Source organism: Bacillus sp. JS, assembly GCF_000259365.1.
GTDB lineage: Bacteria > Bacillota > Bacilli > Bacillales > Bacillaceae > Bacillus > Bacillus stercoris.
In genome coordinates, this window is the sequence record NC_017743.1 from 1,205,175 (window position 1) to 1,223,878 (window position 18,704).

Here is an 18,704-nt window from a genome sequence, read left to right on the forward strand (position 1 = left end):
TTTTTATTTGCGCCCCCGTTGGACTGCTGAATACATGATGGATCGCTTTCCGTTTGAGGCCGTCCATTCAAACCGGTCTCCTGTCCCTTCGCTGCTGTAGTGATGCTGCATCGCGCATTGGGCGGTATCATTTGAAAAGTGATAAAAGGACACACCCTGCTCCTCCGAAGTATTTGAAAAGACTCCTTTATTATAAGAAAAGACGCAATCGAATACCGATAAGCCGAAGCTGTGCAAGTGCTGCAGAAATGCGAGAAAGGTTTCGTCGTCAAGCGAATCCAAAAGCGCCATAAGCGGCCGCTTGACTGATTTCTCATAGCGGATGCGTTCTCCACCGGCAAGGGAGATGTTTTCTTCACCGCATGCCAGAACCAATTGATCCTGAAAGCCGGCTTGCTCCCACTTTCCTTTATGGTGGACCCAGATTGGCCTGTGTTGGAGAGTGTCCGCCAAAAGTATATCACCTTCTCCATTTTCGATTAAACAGATGCCGTCTTCGATGAGGATGGTGCCGTATTCCCATTTTCGTTCTCCTGTATATATCAATTGTTTCCGTTTCATGCATGCTGTCTCCTTTTTCTTCATTCCTCTCTTTTCTTTCCAATTCAAGCCTGTCCCATACAACTCTTTTATGGACAAATCAACTATCTGCCTATAGATGCATAAACTTACTAAGGTGCTGAAAGAAACGAAATTGTTACGATAGAAACGGGATTGGAGCTGATATCACATGTGTGGAATTACGGGTTGGGTCGATTTTAAAAAGCAGCTCGTCCAGGAAAAACAAACGATGAACAGAATGACAGACACTCTTTCCAAACGAGGGCCTGATGATTCTAACGTTTGGGGAGAGCACCATGTTTTATTCGGACATAAAAGACTTGCTGTTGTTGATATTGAAGGCGGACGCCAGCCGATGGCGTGTACCTATAAAGGCGATACGTACACCATTATTTATAATGGCGAGCTGTATAACACGGAAGACTTGCGCAAAGAATTGCGGGCTCGGGGCCATCAATTCGAGCGCACATCAGATACCGAGGTGCTTCTTCACAGCTACATTGAATGGCAGGAAGACTGTGTCGACCATCTCAATGGCATATTCGCTTTTGCTGTGTGGGATGAAAAGCGCAATCTGCTGTTTGCCGCAAGAGACCGTCTCGGCGTAAAGCCGTTTTTTTACACGAAGGAAGGCTCTTCATTTCTCTTCGGGTCGGAAATCAAAGCGATCCTAGCACACCCTGATATAAAAGCGCGGGTGGACAGAACGGGACTTTCTGAAATTTTCGGGCTTGGACCGTCCAGAACCCCGGGCACTGGCGTATTTAAAGGCATAAAAGAAATCCGTCCGGCTCACGCGCTGACGTTTTCCAAAGACGGGCTTAAAATTTGGCGTTATTGGAATGTTGAAAGCGAAAGACATACGGACAGTTTTGATGACACGGTTGCCAATGTCAGATCATTGTTTCAAGACGCGGTGACGCGGCAGCTTGTGTCGGATGTGCCGGTTTGTACGTTCCTATCAGGCGGTCTGGACTCAAGCGCGATTACAGCGATTGCGGCGGGCCATTTTGAAAAGGAAGGAAAAGCACCGCTTCATACTTATTCGATTGATTACGAAGAGAACGATAAATTTTTTCAAGCAAGCGCTTTTCAGCCGAATGATGACGGACCATGGATTGAAAAAATGACAGACGCTTTCGGCACAACGCACCACAAATGTGTCATCAGCCAAAAGGATCTCGTTGATCACTTGGAGGAAGCTGTACTGGTCAAAGACTTGCCGGGAATGGCGGATGTCGACTCGTCCCTGCTGTGGTTTTGCCGGGAAATCAAAAAGGACTTTGTCGTCAGCCTGTCGGGAGAGTGCGCAGATGAGATTTTCGGCGGGTATCCGTGGTTTCATATGGCTGATGTCGAGTCAGGCTTTCCATGGATGAGGTCGACAGAGGAGCGGATCAAGCTGCTTTCTAACTCATGGCAGAAAAAATTGAATCTGAAAGAATACGTAAATGCCAAATACGAAGAAACCTTGGCGGAAACGCCATTATTAGATGGAGAAACGGGTGTGGATAAAGCAAGAAGGCAGCTGTTCTATTTAAATATGCTTTGGTTTATGACGAACCTTTTGGATCGGAAGGATCGCATGAGCATGGGTGCGAGCCTTGAAGTGCGGGTGCCATTCGCCGATCACCGGCTCGTGGAATATGTTTGGAATATCCCATGGGAAATGAAAATGCATGACAACCGGGAAAAAGGCATTTTGCGCAAAGCGCTTGAGGGCATTTTGCCTGATGACATTCTGTATCGCAAAAAAAGCCCGTATCCGAAAACGCACCACCCCGAATATACAAAAGGCGTCAGCGAATGGCTGAAAACGATCAGAAGCCAAAAGGACTCCGTGCTCCATACCTTGCTGGACAGAAAACAATTAGATCAGCTTTTAGAAACGGAAGGTTCCTCCTTCAAGGTTCCGTGGTTCGGGCAGCTCATGAAGGGGCCTCAGCTGATCGCCCACCTTGCCCAAATTCATACATGGTTTGAAGCGTATCGCATTGATATTGATGAAGGATAAAGAAAAAGCCGATTCTGCTAAAAGGAATCGGCTTTTTCTTCATATACAATTGCGAGAAAACATAATAGACTTGAAGAAGCAGTGATACATAGGAGTGAAAAGAAATGAAAGAGATAAAAGAAGCCTATCTTGAATGCGGCCAGATTGTTAGCGCCCGCGAACCAGCCTGCTACAAAGCATTTTCGTTTCTTCCACTGAAGCAAAGGCAGGCAGCTTGGGCGGTTATGGCGTTTTGCCATACGGCAGCCAATGCGGATGGGAAGGCGTTATCTGCCATTGAAGCTGAGGCGGAAGATGTTTTTTCCGGGACGTATAACGGGAATCACTTTTTGTGGAAGGCTTTTGGTCATGCGTACCAAACCTTTACTCTGGACAGTGAGCCATTCCGTGAGTTTATGGCCGCACAGAAAGCGGAAGATAAACCGTTCGAAAATCTTGATGAACTGCTCATGCACGCATACCAGACAGGTGGCGCAGCCGGATTGATGCTGCTCTCGATCATGACGCGCCGGCATCGGGAACAGTTGACACATGCAACCGGTTCACTCGGGTTAGCGATTCAGCTGATTCGGATTCTGAGAGATATCGGCACTGGCCAACAGCAAAAAAAACGCATCCCCCGGCAGGTGATGCAGCAATTTGGATATACAGAGGACGACCTTCAAAATGGCGTCGTGAATAAGGCGTTTACTATGACATGGGAGTATATCGCTTTTGAAGCGGAAGCCTATCTTGAGGAGTGTCTGGATGCCTTGCCGCTATTTCCGCAGTATTCACAAAAAACGGTGAAAGCCGCTCTTCATTTGTACCGGGCTGTTTTAGAAAAAATCCGTGCGGAGCAGTATGATGTATTTCAACATCAATACGCCCTCACAGAGAATGAAGTGAAGCGGATTCTGTCTGACATATAAAAAAACACCCGGCCTTATTGAGCCGGGTGTTATGCCATACCTTTTTGAATCCAGATGCGGGAGCGCCATCTTCTGTACATTAAGATTCCGCGAACCCATTCGTCCGCAATAAAGGAAATCCAAACGCCGGCAAGACCGAAACCGAGATGGATGCCGAATAGATAAGCAAGCGGGAGACCGATGCCCCACATTGAAATCATTGCCATGTAAACCGGGAATTTCGCATCCCCCGCTGCACGCAGGGAGTTAATGATAATGACATTAAACGAGCGGCCCGGTTCAAGGATAATCGTCATGGCAATCAAAAGGCTTGCAGTCGCAATAATGTCAGGGCTTTGTGTAAAGATGCCGATCAGGTCTTTTGAAAAGATCGTCATCAAAACCGATGTGGCCGCAGCAATTCCGAGTGCCCAATATAAGCTCTTCATGCAGCGCTCATACGCGGCATCAAACTGTTTGCCGCCGATATAGCGGCCGATTAAAATTTGCGTGCCCTGGCTGATTGCAGTGCCGAACAGCAAAATAAACATCGTAATATTTTGCGTATACACTTTTGTTGTCAACGCCTGCGCGCCCATGATCGCGATAAAATACGTGACAATCATTTGCGACAGGTTGTATGACAGCTGCTCTCCCGCAGAAGGGATGCCGATTTTCAGCAGCTTGCGCAAATGCTCTTTATGCATATGAAACACTTTTTTCAGCGACATCTTCAGCTGAATGCGTTTGTTGACAATCACAATCATCGCGATTAATCCGATGACGCGGGCGATAGATGTAGACAGCGCCACACCGGCAACGCCGAGAACAGGAAAGCCGAACAAACCGAAAATCACCACAAAGTTTCCGGCAATGTTTAAAATGTTCATGCCGATAGTGACAAACATTGTATCTTTTGTATAGCCGTAGCTTTTTAAGACCGCGCTGAATGTCATGATTAAAGCCTGAATAAAGGACAGACCTCCGACAACTTGTAAAAAGACTTTCGCATCAGGCATCAGCTCGTTTGATAATCCCATCATATGAAGCAGAGGGACCGCCGCGAAAAAAATGATGGCACTGATCGCAAGGCTGATGAAGAAGTTGGCGCCGATTGACACATAAGCGACTTCCATGGCTTCTTTCTTTTGCCGCGAGCCTAAAAATTGTGAAATCACAACGGTCGTTCCTGTGGCGATAAAGCTGAACATCACGATAATTAAATTCAAAATCTGGTTGCTGACGCCGACTGCTGCCACGCTGTTATCCGAGTATTGGCTGAGCATCAGTGTATCGGCATTACCCATAAACATATATAATGAGACCTCAATAAAGATCGGCCAAGTAAGCGAAAATAATGAGAACGTTTTGTCAGCGGGTTTTTTCAAAGCAGTTGATTTGAAGACAGCTTGTTTCATCGTGTCTAACCCCTTTCGTAAATAAAATCAACGTTTTAAAGTGTACCTCCATTTCCTTATAATAAAAAGGGAGAGAAACGATACTTCTTGTAAAAATCCGACTTAAAAAGGAGGATGATTCAAATGCCTCGCATCCTGTTTACAGTCCCGCCTTTTCCGGTATTTATCGCGGCCGGAGAAGGGGTTTTTAAAAAGGGAGAAACCCATGTGAAACGTGTATTCTCCGTGTTTGATCTGATATATGTCAAAGACGGAACGTTATATATTACGGAAAATGAGAAATCATTCTCCATTAAAGGCGGCGAGTACATTCTGCTTTCTCCCGGTCTCGAACACTATGGAACGAAGGGCAGTGATGAAGCAACCTCCTACTATTGGCTTCACTTCGATGAACATCGTTATGAATTTACAGCTAAGGGAGGCAGCAATTGGTCTGAGCTTCAGCAGGAAAAAGGGAGCTTCGAAGAGCCGGCCCGCTACGGATTGGCTTTGCCGAGAAAAGGCAAGGTGCAGCGCCCGCAGTTTATGGCGCAGCAGTTTGAAAGACTGATTGATTACTCCGCGGAAAACTCCGATTTGCCGCTTAGAAAGCAAATCTTATTTGAGGAGCTGATGCTGCATCTGCAAAAAGAAGCGTTCCAAATACCGTCTGCGAAAGAGCGGGTAGCCTGGGAGGCGGCCCGGTATTTACAGGAGCATTATAAGGAAAAGACGACAATCAAGGATCTGTCACTCGCCCTTCACTATCATCAGGATTATGTGAGCCGCTGCATGCAGCAGGTGCTCGGCGTAACGCCGGCACAATACACGAACCGGGTGAGAATGACAGAAGCGAAGCGTCTTTTATCCTCTACAAATGATAAAATGGGCGTTATTGCAGAAACGGTTGGAATGGAAGATCCGACATACTTTTCAAAACTGTTTAAGCAGATAGAAGGGATTTCACCAATTGAATACCGGAAAATTGTCAGCCGTAAAGTTCAATAACCAAACGAGGGATGAACATGAAAACAACAATCTACGATGTGGCAAGGGCGGCGGGTGTCTCGATTACAACTGTGTCGCGTGTGATTAACCATACGGGGAGAATCAGCGACAAAACGCGGCAGAAGGTCATGAATGTCATGAATGAAATGGCATACACGCCCAATGTCCACGCCGCGGCGTTAACGGGAAAACGAACGAATATGATCGCTCTCGTAGCGCCTGATATTTCAAATCCGTTTTACGGCGAACTTGCCAAAAGCATTGAAGAAAGAGCGGATGAGCTTGGTTTTCAAATGATGATTTGCAGCACCGATTACGATCCGAAAAAAGAAACGAAATATTTTTCTGTGCTGAAGCAGAAAAAGGTGGACGGCATTATTTTTGCGACAGGGATTGAAAACCATGACAGTATGTCTGCTCTGGAGGAAATCGCCAGTGAACAGATTCCGCTTGCCATGATTTCTCAGGATAAACCGCTGCTTCCGATGGATATTGTCGTCATGGATGATGTTCGCGGCGGGTACGAGGCTGCCAAGCATCTTCTGTCACTCGGCCACACGAACATCGCCTGTATTGTCGGAGACGGGTCAACGACAGGTGAAAAAAATAGAATCAAAGGCTTCCGCCAGGCGATGGAGGAAGCGGGCGTGCCCATTGATGAGTCACTGATCATCCCGACACGATTTTCCTTGGAAAGCGGCAAGGAAGAAGCGGGTAAATTGCTCGACAGAAACGCTCCGACGGCTATTTTTGCCTTCAATGACGTATTGGCCTGCGCCGCCATACAAGCTGCAAGAATAAGAGGCATAAAAGTGCCGGACGACCTTTCTATCATTGGTTTTGATAACACGATACTCGCAGAATTGGCGGCTCCGCCCCTGACGACCGTAGCCCAGCCGATAAAAGATATGGGGCGAAGCGTCATTGAACTGCTGGCAGAAGCAATAGAGGGAAAACGAAAGACGAAACATAAAATAGTGCTCCCGCCTGAACTTGTAATCAGACATTCTACATCACCGCCTAACACATAAGCCCGCTAATGAGCGGGTTTTTTGATTTAAAAAACATATTGCGTGTCAACAAAAGGCAGTGTAAAATGAAACCATCTTTTGAGAAAGCGCTTGCGCGAAAATGAAAGCGGAGTTGCCGCTGTTTTTTTAGCTGTTAAGAGAAAGCGCTTTCTCCAAGCGATCCTGAAATGAGACAAAGGAGAGGATGGGGAGTGGAACATCAAGTAAGATGCGCAGTATTGGGATTAGGAAGGCTCGGTTATTATCATGCGAAAAATCTCGTTACCAGTGTACCAGGGGCAAAGCTGGTCTGTGTCAGTGATCCGTTGAAAGGGAGAGCGGAGCAGGTTGCCAGAGAATTCGGTATCGAAAAATGGTCAGAGGACCCATATGAGGTGTTAGAAGATCCCGGTATTGATGCTGTCATTATCGTAACGCCGACAAGCACACATGGTGATATGGTCATCAAAGCAGCCGAGAACGGCAAACAGATCTTCGTTGAAAAACCGCTGACATTAAGCCTTGAGGAATCTAGAGCAGTTTCTGAAAAAGTGCAGGAGACAGGTGTCATTTGCCAAGTCGGCTTTATGAGACGATTCGATCCTGCATACGCAGATGCCAAGCGGCGGATTGACGCAGGTGAAATCGGCAAACCTATCTATTATAAAGGCTTTACGCGCGATCAAGGCGCGCCACCCGCAGAGTTTATCAAACACAGCGGTGGGATTTTTATTGACTGTTCCATCCATGACTATGATATTGCCCGTTATTTGCTAGGGGCGGAAATCACATCTGTTTCAGGGCACGGCAGGATTCTGAACAATCCGTTTATGGAGCAGTACGGCGATGTGGATCAGGCGCTGACGTATATTGAATTTGACTCCGGCGCAGCGGGGGATGTCGAGGCAAGCAGAACCTCTCCATACGGACATGACATCCGGGCGGAGGTGATCGGGACAGAGGGCAGTATTTTCATAGGAACATTGAGAAATCAACATGTGACCATCCTTTCGGCTAAAGGGAGCAGTTTTGATATCATTCCAGACTTTCAAACTCGTTTTCATGAAGCCTACTGCTTGGAGCTTCAGCATTTCGCCGAGTGTGTCCGGAATGGAAAAACACCGATTGTGACTGATATTGATGCGACGATCAATTTAGAAGTGGGTATCGCCGCAACCAATTCCTTTCGGAGCGGCATGCCGGTCCAGCTAGATGTGAAGCGTGCTTATACAGGTATGTAAAAGCTAATATGTTGCATTTGAGGCTTTCCGCAAAAAAAGCAAGGACATTTTAGCCCTTGCTTTCTCTTTTCTCATATAAATAGTACATATAATCAGTAGGTATGCCTGAATGGCCCAGCTGTCTCAGCATGGCGGTTACGTTCCCTCTGTGGTAAGTGCCGTGATTGACGACATGCAGGATGGTGTCTGCATAGGTTGATTCCAGTGTACCTAGTTTCGGATGCTGCATTGTGAAGGGCTGTTCTAAGTCCGTCTGGCGGCTGAAGAAATCATGATACTGTGACTCCAGCTCGGCAGCGTGCTGTTTAATCGCTGCCATATTACCTTGCGCGGACTCTAATTTACCTGCGCTTTCTATAATCTCTTGGTAGGTCACTCCCGAAAGAACATTCAGCCAAATGTAGTCAGCCCTGCACATATGAAGCAGCACGTCGCTGACAGAAGGAAATACGCTCTTTACTTCTTGATAGGCAGTTTCCTCCGGCAGGTTTTCGATATGGGTAAATATTTTCTTGTTTGCCCAAGAATGATAGTCATAAAACTGTTTTGCATCAGTCATCAGCATTGCCCCCTTTTCTAAGAAATTCGTTTTTTTCATCTGTTTCTCCTTCAATTGCAAAAGAGTGACACCCCAAAATATCCTGCCGCTGCCCACATGACCGCTGCAGAGCATTTGTTTACGATCACCATTATCCTGCCGCTCGTATCCATTGTTTGAAACAGTCTGCCCGCTATCGCAAGACTGCTAAACCAAATCCAAGATACAGCGATGCAGGCGGCCATAAAGAGCCATTTCTCAAGCCCCGAATATTGAAGAGAACTCGTGCCGATGACACCGATCGTGTCCAGAATGGCATGCGGGTTTAAAAGTGAAGCAGCGGCCGCAAACACGGCTTGCTTTTTTGCTGTAAACGTATGTTTTTCATCTTGGCTTGTTTTTGGACGGCTGTTCCAAGTTACCCAGCCCATATAAAGCAAAAATAAAAATCCGCCGGCCATCATTACTGCCTTAAACATGGGCAGCTGCTGCACAATGACAGATACGCCTGCAACAGCTAATACAATGAGCAGGGTGTCGCAGACTGAAGCACTGATGACGGCGGGGAGTGCTCGCCAAACATGCTTTTGCCACGCGCCTTGCTGAAAAATAAATACATTCTGCACTCCCAGCGGCAAAATTAAGCCAAACGCGAGCACAATTCCGTGAATGATTGCATTCATGCTGATAAAAGCTCCCTTCACATCTTTTTTTTAATCATAAAAGAGATGTTTACCAAAGTCTCCAGCCATTTGGTTGGGTTTAGACCCAGCCAAATGTATAATGTGAAAAAAGGGGGCATGACCTTGTCGCAATGGAAGCCAAGCCGAAAGTTAGATGTTCCGCTGCATCGGCAGATCGAACAATATATGAAAGACAAGATTCTTCACGGAGAGTGGGCTGTAGGGACGAAAATCCCTGCGCAGAGAACGCTGGCCGACATGTTTCAAGTCAACCGCAGCACAGTCACAGCAGCTATAGATGAGCTCACGTCTCAAGGCTTGTTAGAGGGAAGAAGAGGCGGCGGTACGAAGGTTGTAAACAGTACTTGGAGCGTGCTGGCGGCTGAGCCTCCGCTTGATTGGAGCGATTACGTCCGTTCGGGCATTCATCGCCCTAACTCTTCCATCATTCAGGCTATTAATCAGAACGAACCAAGAACGGATATCATCAGATTAGGCACAGGAGAACTTTCACCGGATCTGCTGCCTGCTGACACAATGGGCCGGATGTTTCAGCGAATCAATTCGCGTGCCCTGTCTTTAGGGTACGAGCAGCCGAAAGGAAACCGTCAGCTGAGGGAAGCGGTGGCGGACCATTTAAAAGGAAAGAAGATCCGTGTGTCACCGTCTGCAATTTTAATTGTGTCCGGCGCACTTCAGGCACTTCAGCTCATCTCAATCGGACTTTTAAAACGAGACTCTGTCATTTTGACGGAGAAGCCGTCCTACCTTCAATCTTTGCATGTGTTTCAATCAGTGGGGATGCGGCTTCGCGGCTTGCCGATGGATAAAGAAGGGGTCAAGGCGGGGCTTGTTTCTTCTTATCGAAAACAATATGGAGGACAGCTGCTTTACACGATTCCGTCGTTTCAAAATCCGACTGGCACAGTCATGTCAGAGCAGCGAAGGAAAGAGATCATCAGCCTGTCAAAAATAGAGCAGCTGCCCATCATTGAGGATGATGCGTATGGTGATTTATGGTTCGAAGAAAAACCGCCGCAGCCGTTGAAAGCAATGGATCACGAGGGCCATATTCTGTACCTGGGCACGTTTTCAAAAACGGTTAGCCCCGGTCTGCGAATCGGCTGGATTGCCGGTCCGGAACCGGTTATTGAAAGGCTGTCGGACATTAAAATGCAGACAGACTACGGTTCAAGCGGACTGTCCCAGTGGGCGGCTGCCGAGTGGCTGTCGCAGGGGTATTATGAAGAGCATCTGACTTGGGTGCGAAGGGTGCTTAAACAAAGGAGAGACGCCGCCGTTCATTTTCTCGAGCGGTATGCGGGGGACATTGCCTCGTGGCGGATTCCTGCCGGCGGCTTTTATATTTGGGTGACATTTCATAAAAACCTGCCTGTCAGCCGTTTCTTTTATGAACTGCTGAAACGGCAAGTGCTTGTGAATCCCGGTTCCATTTATGACGGAGAAGCCCGAAACAGCATCAGGCTGTCATATTCCTATGCATCTCTTGGGGATTTGGAAACTGGCATTAAGGCGGCAGCCGAAACAGCCCGCCGCCTGATGATGTCCTAAGCTTTTGTTATACGATCACAGCTCCCAGCGCCCTGGCGAAAGCAATCGCGTGCTCAGGTGCGATTTTGCAGCCTTTCAATTTGTCGAGGGAGACATGAAGCTGTTCAAAACGGCACGTGCTGATGTCCATGTTTTGAAGGGACGTGCCGGAAAAGCTGGCGCCTTCCAATTCGCACCTGTCAAAGTGTGTCTGCTGGAGCACCGTATTGCTGCACTCACTTTGCATAAGAGCACAGTGATCAAATCGAACTTGTTTCATATTTGAATACGAAAATGAGCTGAAATGTCCGTGGCATTCCTCGAATGAAACATTCCGCAGCGTTGCTTCCGCCACATTCATTCCAACCATTTTTGACTGCTTAATAGAAGTTCTGTGAATGACAGCTCCGCTGAAATCGGCGTTTGATAAATCACATTTTTCAAAGATTACATCGGTCAGTTCAATATGCCGAAAAGACACATCGATAAACACGACATTTCTAAAGATCGTTTTTTCCACACAAAGTCTTTCGATATCTTCGCCGAAGATTGTACAATCTTCAAACAAATGCATGCTGATTACATCATCCTGCGTCACGGCATCATGAAAATCTGCGGTTTGCAGGTTTTCCGGTATATTCGGTTTTTGAATTGTAATTTTATTCATGTGATGACATCCTTTGCTGCCCGAAAAACAGAGGCTTCCGGGTTCAATTTAGTAGATCGTTAAGGAATTTGATACATATAGTAAATCGTAAAGAGCCTTTCTTGGTACAGCAGCCCGCTTGTTTTGTAAGCATAAATGGAAAGCTTCCTGTACGTCAAGGCGTTTACAGGCCGGGAAAGCCAAAGGGAACAGGAGGAATGCGGAATGGGGCATTACGTCAAAACCGAGGAGCATGTGACACTGTTTGTAGAGGATATCGGGCATGGAAGGCCGATCATCTTTTTGCACGGGTGGCCGTTGAATCATAAGATGTTTGAATATCAAATGAATGAGCTTCCGAAAAGAGGCTTCCGTTTTATCGGCATTGATTTACGGGGATATGGACTATCTGACCGCCCTTGGGAAGGCTACGATTATGACACGATGGCCGATGATGTGAAAGCAGTCATTTATACGCTGCAGCTTGAGAATGCGATTCTTGCCGGTTTTTCAATGGGCGGAGCCATTGCAATCCGTTATATGGCAAGGCATGAAGGAGCCGATGTTGATAAGCTGATTTTACTGTCAGCAGCGGCACCCGCGTTCACAAAACGCCCGGGTTATCCGTACGGCATGAGGAAGCAGGATATTGACGATATGATTGAACTGTTCAAAACGGATCGGCCCAAAACACTGGCGGATTTAGGGAAACAGTTTTTTGAGAAAAAAGTGTCCCCAGAGCTTAGACAGTGGTTTCTCAATCTGATGCTGGAGGCCTCCTCCTACGGGACGATCCACTCGGGCATTGCATTAAGAGACGAGGATCTCAGAAAGGAACTTGCTGCAATCAAGGTGCCGACGCTGATCTTGCACGGGAGAAAAGATAAAATTGCGCCGTTTGATTTTGCGAAAGAATTGAAGCGCGGCATCAAACAGTCAGAATTGGTTCCGTTTGCAAACAGCGGGCACGGAGCATTTTATGAGGAAAAAGAGAAGATTAACAGTTTGATTGCGCAGTTCTCCAACTCATAATAAAAAACCCGACATTGATCGGGTTTTTTATATAATTCCTCTGTTTTGCAGTTCGTTAATGATGAGGTCAGCTCCATCGGAAATAGAGATCTGGTCCGATTCAATGATAAAATCGGGTGAAATCGGCGCTTCATACGGAGAATCGATCCCGGTGAAATGTTTGATCTCTCCGTTTCGCGCTTTTTTATAAAGTCCTTTTGGATCGCGCTGTTCACAAACATGCAGCGGGCACTTTACATAAATTTCGAAGAACTCATCTTTAGGAAAGAGCGCTCTAACCATGTCCCGGTCTTCTCTGAATGGAGAGATAAAAGCCGTTAAAATCATTTGCCCGCTGTCGACAAATAGCTTCGCCACTTCTCCGATCCGGCGGATGTTTTCAATCCTGTCACCAGTCTGAAATCCAAGATCTTTGTTTAAGCCGTGGCGGATATTATCACCGTCAAGCACATAGCTCTGAATGCCCCTGCGGTAAAGCTTTTCATCGACTGCATTGGCCAGCACCGATTTTCCGGAGCCTGATAAGCCGGTAAACCAGAGGACGCAGCTTTGGTGTCCGTTTAAGGACTGTCTGTCAGACTTTGAGATGGCAGCGGGATGCCAAATAATGTTCGGATTGTGTGTCATTTTAATTCCCCGCTGTTTTGCTGGATGGCAACAGGCTGTTGATGAAGTCCCTTTATCAGCACGGCTGCGACCTCAGGCCGGCTGAACTCTTTAGGCGGCTTTTTGCCTTGGCGGAGAAGCTCTCTCACTTTTGTGCCTGATAAGTGGATGTGGTCTCTTGAGCTGTGCGGACATGTTTTGGAGGTGCCCATGTTTCCGCATTTTCGGCAATAAAAGCTGTGCTCGAAAAACAGCGGCTTGATGCCAAGCTCCTCCTCTGTGAATGATTGAAAAATATCTTGGGCGTCGTATGTCCCGTAGTAGCTGCCGACCCCTGCGTGATCACGGCCTACAATAAAATGGGTGCAGCCGTAATTTTTTCGGACGAGCGCATGGAAAATCGCTTCCCGCGGACCTGCATAACGCATGGCGGCAGGGAAAACCGATAACATGACACGATCCTTTGGATAGTAGTGATCAAGCAAAACCTGGTAGCTCTCCATTCTGATATCGCTCGGGATATCGTCTGACTTTGTTTCGCCGACAAGCGGGTGAAGCAGCAGACCGTCGACCGTTTCTAACGCTGTTTTTTGTATATATTCATGCGCTCTGTGAACAGGGTTCCTGGTTTGAAAGCCGACAATCGTTTGCCAGCCGAGTTTTTGAAAGGCCGCTCTTGTTTCTGCGGGCGCTGCATAAAACTGTTCGAAAGGTTTGTCAGGCAGGCGGCTGACCGTGATAGGCCCCCCGATATAATAATCCGGGCGCGCCAGCAATTTTTTTACGCCTGGGTGGGCAGGATCGGTTGTTTTAAAAACAGACAGTGCTTCCAGTGTTTTATCAGGCCGGTATATATCGGTGACTGTGATCATGCCGTAGGTAACGCTGTCTTTCACAAGCTTGACGTGATCTCCGGCAGACAGCTGTTTTGCTGTTTCTTCTCCGACAGGCAGCGTAATCGGCAGGCTCCACGGCAAGCCGTTTGCCAGCCTCATTTCTTTCACAACACGATGATAATCCTTTTCTCCCAAAAAACCTGTTAACGGGCTGTAGCCGCCGATCGCAATAAGCTCCAGGTCGCTCAGTGCAAGCTGATCCAGCTCCGCTTCGCACGTGCACCCTTCAAAACGGCATGCGGGATCGCAGCGGTTGATTAATACCCCTCCATGGGGCTCGTTTCCATTCAACGTGTTCAACCTCCATTTATACGTTTCCTTGTTTTCTTTTCTGCACTTCAATGAAAGTTTTACATCAGTGCCTTAACATCATTTCGATTCTCACAGCAAGAACCTGCCATCCGCTATTCCTGATGCAGGCCGCATTCTGTTTTCTCCCGTCCGGCCCATCTTCCAGCCCTCTCATCGTTCGGGTCCGAGGAAGGCAATGTACACATTTCACAGCCTATGCTCGGATAATGTTGATCGTGCAGTTTGTTGTAAGGCAAATTGTGGAGGCGGATGTACGTCCAAACGTCATCCCATGTCCAGTGGATGAGCGGGCAAATTTTGATGAGCTTAAACTTCTGGTCCAGGTTTACGTATTGAATATGCTTTCTCGTTGGCGACTGCTCCCGGCGCAGCCCTGAAATCCAAGCTGTCATGCCGGAAAGGTGCTTTTTGAGCGGTTCGATTTTCCGCAATTGGCAGCAGAGGTTCGGGTTATGCTTCCACAGCTCTCCGCCGTACTTCGTCTCCTGTTCTGCCAGGCTCAGCTCGGGCTCGAGCAGCTGGATTGTAAATCCCGGATATCGCTCTTTGACAGCCTCGATCAGCTCATATGTTTCTTGAAAATGAAGCCCTGTATCCAAAAAGATGATGTGTGCGTTTTTGTTGATTTTTGATATTAAGTCGAGAAGCACCATCCCTTCTGCGCCAAAGCTGCAGGCGTACACAATCTTTTCTCCGTACGTTCGGTAAGCCCATTTCAACACATCGAGCTCATCGATCAATTGATCCGTTATTTGTTTGGACAGCATGTCGTTCCATGTGTCATACGTGATGGTTTCGTTCAACGTTTTCCCCCCGTTTGCATCTGCTTTTTTATCTATTGATCGAGTTATAGGCAGACTATTCATTTTTTGCATAAAGGTTCAGGGTTTTTAGGTGCCGCGCCCGCCTAAAATGAGGAGCGGAACCATTAAGAGCCCGGCTGAATATGCTTTTAAGCAAAATGGTTTTATGCCCAAGGAGAGGTATTATGCCGATTTCCATTTATCAGGGGCATCATCATTCGCTTGCCCCGGCGGATATTAACATCGTCATTGATGTCATCAGAGCCTTTACGGTCGCCCATTATGCGTTTATCGGCGGGGCGAAAGAGATTTTGTTGGTCCGGACGGCTGATGAAGCCTTTGCGCTGAAAGGCACCTATCCGGATTATGTATTGACGGGAGAGGAAAAGGGGGTCGGTATCAGCGGATTTGATTTAGATAATTCTCCTAAGCGCATGGCTGAGCAGGATATGGCGGATAAGCGTCTGATCCAGAAAACAACTAATGGCGTCACAGCGGCGTTGGGGGCGCTGAATGCAAAGCATCTGTTCGTAACTGGATTTTCCAATGCCAAAACAACGGCACAGCATGTAAAAAAGCTCGCCGCAAACGATTGTGTCATAAACATTGTGGCTTCCCACCCATTCGGTGATGACGATATGGCGTGTGCGGAGTATATCAAAGGCATCATTGAAGGGACAAATGCGGTAACGGCTGAGGAGGCGATTCAAAGAATAAAAGGCTCTTCTGTTGCAGAGAAATTTTTTGACCGCCGCCAGCCATTATTTGATTCGGAGGACATCGCTTACTGTGCAAAAGAACTGACGGGCGATTTTGTGATGAAAGTGAAACAAGATGGAGAAGTTCCAACGATAGAGAGGGTCATAATATGAATGATTTTTCACTAGAATTGCCAGTGAGAACAAATAAGCCGAGAGAAACCGGGCAGTCCATTTTAATTGATAACGGCTATCCCTTGCAATTTTTTAAAGATGCGATAGCTGGAGCGTCCGACTATATTGATTTTGTGAAATTCGGCTGGGGCACATCATTACTTACGAAAGATCTTGAAGAAAAAATCAGCACGCTAAAAGAGCATGACATTTCATTTTTCTTTGGCGGCACACTGTTCGAAAAGTACGTAAGCCAGAAAAAAGTGAATGAATTTCATCGGTACTGCACCTATTTCGGCTGTGAATATATTGAGATTTCAAACGGTACGCTCCCGATGACAAATAAAGAGAAAGCGGCTTACATTGCCGATTTTTCTGATGAATTTCTTGTGCTTAGTGAGGTGGGCAGCAAGGATGCGGAATTAGCAAGCCGGCAAAGCTCTGAGGAATGGCTTGAATATATTGTTGAGGATTTGGAAGCGGGCGCGGAAAAAGTGATTACAGAAGCCAGAGAAAGCGGGACGGGAGGGATCTGTTCCAGCAGCGGCGATGTCAGGTTTCAAATTGTTGACGACATCATTTCCTCGGATATTGATATCAACAGGCTGATTTTTGAAGCGCCTAACAAAACGCTTCAGCAAGGGTTTATTCAAAAAATCGGGCCGAATGTGAATCTGGCCAATATTCCATTTCATGATGCCATCGCGTTGGAGACGCTGCGTTTAGGGCTAAGATCCGATACCTTTTTTCTGTAAAACAGCGGCTGTGGGGCTCTCGTCGTGAAGAGAGCCTCTGCCTATTATTTTTTATGGCGGTACATAGGCGTGAGATAGGGAAGAGAGGTCAGGCGGATGTTGTAGATGAAGTCGATGACTCTTGTCGATATCACCTGGCATATGAGGGCTTGAATGACGATGCCCCAATCAATAATAGACGCGGTGACCATAAAAATGATGCAATTCATGATGAGCAGAATCGTTCCGGGATTCCCGCCGCGGTAGATAGAAATCATTAGAGCAAGGGCTCCGAATCCTCCGTTCGAAATTTTATATTTGTATAAAAGTCCGATGCCGAGTCCCAATAACACTGCGCCGCTTGCCAGATCAAGCCACAGGTTTGATGTGATATCCGGAAAAACCGCATCAAAGATCAATACCGAGACAGAGGTGACGGTGATAGAAGCGAGTGTGCCGGTGAATGTCCTCATCTCCAGCCACTTTAAAGCAGTAAAAAGCATTGATACATTCACAGCCCACACTGAAAAGCCGTGGGGAATTTGAAACAGATAATGCAATAGCACCGCAATACCTGCTGCACCGCCTGTCGGAATATCATGCGGAAATAAAAACAAGGACATGCCGAGTCCCTGTAGTACGCCGCCTACGACAATCATAAACGTGAGTTTTGCTTTCATCAGCAGTTCAGCCATTAAGTCATTTGCTCCTTTATGAAAAGACTTGTCCGCTGTTTCCATTTTATGAGGCTGTCCATGATTTATGTCTCAAAATGAAGAAATGGCCCAGCTTAATAGGCTGAGCCATCCCACTTGTAGCGATTGATGATTTCCATATTGATCTCTGTTCCAATGCCTTTTCCTTTCGGGATGTGGACCATTCCTTTTGAAGGCTGCAGGCTGACGAGATCTGCAAAAGGATTCTCCATGACGTCCCACTCGATCGGTTCAATTTGATCGTTCTTCATTTTAGACCATGGGGGCAGGCAGGCTTGTGCAAATAAAGCATAGAGCCGTGAAAGTGATCCATCATATGCATGGGCGGATGCTCTGACGCCAAAATAACGGGCGAGCTGGAGGCAGTCCCGAAACTCATCGATTCCGTTGAAATGCATGACATCAGGCTGAATGATATCCAAACAGCGCTGTGAAAGGAGAGGCGCAAATTGCGCCGCGCCTTTCATGTTTTCTCCACCGGCAACAGGAATAGATAAACGGCTGCGAAGCAAAGCGTAATCCTGCGGCTGATCAAAGGGCAAAGGCTCCTCAAGCCAGCCAATGTTCTCCCATTCGGAGAAATAGCGCTCCCATTTAAACGCCGCCGCGGCATCATAGCTTTGGTTTGCGTCCAGAATGATCGTAATGGAGCTGCCGGCTGTATGCTGCAGCGCATTGATGTGCCGGACATCCTCCTTGAAGGAGGTCCCGCCGATTTTGACTTTGATTTGCTCAAACCCTTTTTTTAACTGGGCTTCAATGTTGGAGACCGAGTGGCTGATCCATTGCGGGGAGTCTGAGTACGATTGAAAAGAGGCGTACACAGGAATCTCTTCTCTGAATCGCCCGCCCCATAATTCGCAAACTGAACAATCCGCAGCTTTGGCCGCAATCTCTGTCAACGCCATGCTTACAGCGGAGGCCGCCCGCTGGTGCCATTTCTGAACCGTGCGCACTAATGACAGGCGGCTGCCGGCCTGTTTTCCTAAAAGAAACGGGATGATCCGTTTGGTAAAGCCGACATGGAGAGTCGGGAGCCAATCAACACATTCTCCCCAGCCGTATATCCCGCTTTCGGTGATAATCCTAATAAGATAACAAGTCCGATATCGTTTAAGCCCGTTGGCGTCTCCGTATGGCTTTTCTAATCGGTGCAATAGCGGAAAGGTTTCAATTCGTACAATCTTCAAACCG

The 18,704-nt window shown here is 47.3% G+C and carries 17 protein-coding genes and 2 pseudogenes; 9 read left to right on the forward strand and 10 right to left on the reverse strand.

What is annotated here, in order from left to right:
• Positions 1–3: 3 nt before the first annotated feature.
• Complete coding sequence (locus MY9_RS06015) at positions 4–585, reverse strand: DUF2777 domain-containing protein (RefSeq protein ID WP_081483667.1); 582 nt, start codon at positions 583–585, stop codon at positions 4–6.
• A gap of 145 nt (positions 586–730) precedes the next feature.
• Between MY9_RS06015 and asnB the strand changes: the two genes are divergently transcribed.
• Both asnB and MY9_RS06025 read left to right on the forward strand, forming a co-directional pair.
• The gene (asnB, locus tag MY9_RS06020) at positions 731–2,575 is read left to right on the forward strand and encodes an asparagine synthase (glutamine-hydrolyzing) (protein ID WP_014663473.1); all 1,845 of its coding nucleotides are present in this window, start codon (positions 731–733) and stop codon (positions 2,573–2,575) included.
• 81 nt (positions 2,576–2,656) lie between these two features.
• A pseudogene (locus MY9_RS06025) lies at positions 2,657–3,486 on the forward strand (phytoene/squalene synthase family protein).
• Between the two features lie 29 nt (positions 3,487–3,515).
• Here the strand turns inward: MY9_RS06025 and MY9_RS06030 are convergent.
• A complete protein-coding gene (locus MY9_RS06030) occupies positions 3,516–4,883 on the reverse strand; it encodes an MATE family efflux transporter (RefSeq protein ID WP_014663475.1) in 1,368 nt (455 codons plus the stop codon).
• A gap of 123 nt (positions 4,884–5,006) precedes the next feature.
• Here MY9_RS06030 and MY9_RS06035 point away from each other — a divergent pair, with 123 nt between their 5' ends.
• From MY9_RS06035 to iolX, 3 genes are all read left to right on the forward strand, one after another.
• Positions 5,007–5,870, forward strand: coding sequence for an AraC family transcriptional regulator (locus MY9_RS06035; RefSeq protein ID WP_014663476.1), 864 nt, complete (start codon positions 5,007–5,009; stop codon positions 5,868–5,870).
• A gap of 17 nt (positions 5,871–5,887) precedes the next feature.
• A complete protein-coding gene (degA, locus tag MY9_RS06040) occupies positions 5,888–6,901 on the forward strand; it encodes a transcriptional regulator DegA (RefSeq protein ID WP_014663477.1) in 1,014 nt (337 codons plus the stop codon).
• A 191-nt stretch (positions 6,902–7,092) separates the two neighbouring features.
• The gene (gene iolX, locus MY9_RS06045) at positions 7,093–8,121 is read left to right on the forward strand and encodes a scyllo-inositol 2-dehydrogenase (protein ID WP_014663479.1); all 1,029 of its coding nucleotides are present in this window, start codon (positions 7,093–7,095) and stop codon (positions 8,119–8,121) included.
• 49 nt (positions 8,122–8,170) lie between these two features.
• Here the strand turns inward: iolX and MY9_RS06050 are convergent, their stop codons facing one another.
• On the reverse strand, positions 8,171–8,680 hold the full coding sequence (locus MY9_RS06050; protein WP_041521499.1) for a DinB family protein: 510 nt from the start codon (positions 8,678–8,680) through the stop codon (positions 8,171–8,173).
• A 50-nt stretch (positions 8,681–8,730) separates the two neighbouring features.
• Positions 8,731–9,376: pseudogene (locus MY9_RS06055) on the reverse strand (LysE family transporter); the annotation flags it as partial.
• An 83-nt stretch (positions 9,377–9,459) separates the two neighbouring features.
• On the opposite strand from MY9_RS06055, the gene MY9_RS06060 reads away from it, so the two are divergent.
• Positions 9,460–10,914 (forward strand): aminotransferase-like domain-containing protein, encoded by a 1,455-nt coding sequence (locus MY9_RS06060; RefSeq protein WP_081483607.1) that lies wholly within the window; start codon positions 9,460–9,462, stop codon positions 10,912–10,914.
• Positions 10,915–10,921: 7 nt separating this feature from the next.
• On the opposite strand, the gene MY9_RS06065 is transcribed toward MY9_RS06060, so the two are convergent.
• The gene (locus MY9_RS06065) at positions 10,922–11,560 is read right to left on the reverse strand and encodes a pentapeptide repeat-containing protein (protein WP_014663482.1); all 639 of its coding nucleotides are present in this window, start codon (positions 11,558–11,560) and stop codon (positions 10,922–10,924) included.
• A 204-nt stretch (positions 11,561–11,764) separates the two neighbouring features.
• Between MY9_RS06065 and MY9_RS06070 the strand changes: the two genes are divergently transcribed.
• On the forward strand, positions 11,765–12,571 hold the full coding sequence (locus MY9_RS06070) for an alpha/beta fold hydrolase (RefSeq protein WP_014663483.1): 807 nt from the start codon (positions 11,765–11,767) through the stop codon (positions 12,569–12,571).
• A 27-nt stretch (positions 12,572–12,598) separates the two neighbouring features.
• Here the strand turns inward: MY9_RS06070 and cysC are convergent, their stop codons facing one another.
• The 3 genes from cysC to MY9_RS06085 form a co-directional block, all read right to left on the reverse strand.
• The gene (gene cysC / locus MY9_RS06075; protein ID WP_014663484.1) at positions 12,599–13,198 is read right to left on the reverse strand and encodes an adenylyl-sulfate kinase; all 600 of its coding nucleotides are present in this window, start codon (positions 13,196–13,198) and stop codon (positions 12,599–12,601) included.
• Entirely contained in the window at positions 13,195–14,364 is a 1,170-nt protein-coding gene (gene sat / locus MY9_RS06080) for a sulfate adenylyltransferase (protein ID WP_014663485.1), read from the reverse strand. Before sat ends, cysC begins: the two co-directional genes overlap by 4 nt.
• A gap of 113 nt (positions 14,365–14,477) precedes the next feature.
• A complete protein-coding gene (locus MY9_RS06085; protein ID WP_040083484.1) occupies positions 14,478–15,188 on the reverse strand; it encodes a phosphoadenylyl-sulfate reductase in 711 nt (236 codons plus the stop codon).
• Positions 15,189–15,373: 185 nt separating this feature from the next.
• Between MY9_RS06085 and MY9_RS06090 the strand changes: the two genes are divergently transcribed.
• Both MY9_RS06090 and MY9_RS06095 read left to right on the forward strand, forming a co-directional pair.
• On the forward strand, positions 15,374–16,060 hold the full coding sequence (locus MY9_RS06090) for a 2-phosphosulfolactate phosphatase (RefSeq protein ID WP_014663487.1): 687 nt from the start codon (positions 15,374–15,376) through the stop codon (positions 16,058–16,060).
• On the forward strand, positions 16,057–16,815 hold the full coding sequence (locus MY9_RS06095; RefSeq protein ID WP_014663488.1) for a phosphosulfolactate synthase: 759 nt from the start codon (positions 16,057–16,059) through the stop codon (positions 16,813–16,815). The genes MY9_RS06090 and MY9_RS06095 overlap by 4 nt, the downstream gene beginning before the upstream one ends.
• Before the next feature lie 44 nt (positions 16,816–16,859).
• Here MY9_RS06095 and MY9_RS06100 read toward each other — a convergent pair whose 3' ends face one another.
• Both MY9_RS06100 and MY9_RS06105 read right to left on the reverse strand, forming a co-directional pair.
• Positions 16,860–17,489: a YitT family protein gene (locus tag MY9_RS06100; RefSeq protein WP_009966972.1), complete on the reverse strand. Its 630-nt coding sequence runs from the start codon at positions 17,487–17,489 to the stop codon at positions 16,860–16,862.
• Positions 17,490–17,584: 95 nt separating this feature from the next.
• The gene (locus MY9_RS06105; RefSeq protein WP_014663490.1) at positions 17,585–18,700 is read right to left on the reverse strand and encodes a mandelate racemase/muconate lactonizing enzyme family protein; all 1,116 of its coding nucleotides are present in this window, start codon (positions 18,698–18,700) and stop codon (positions 17,585–17,587) included.
• Between the last annotated feature and the right edge of the window lie 4 nt (positions 18,701–18,704).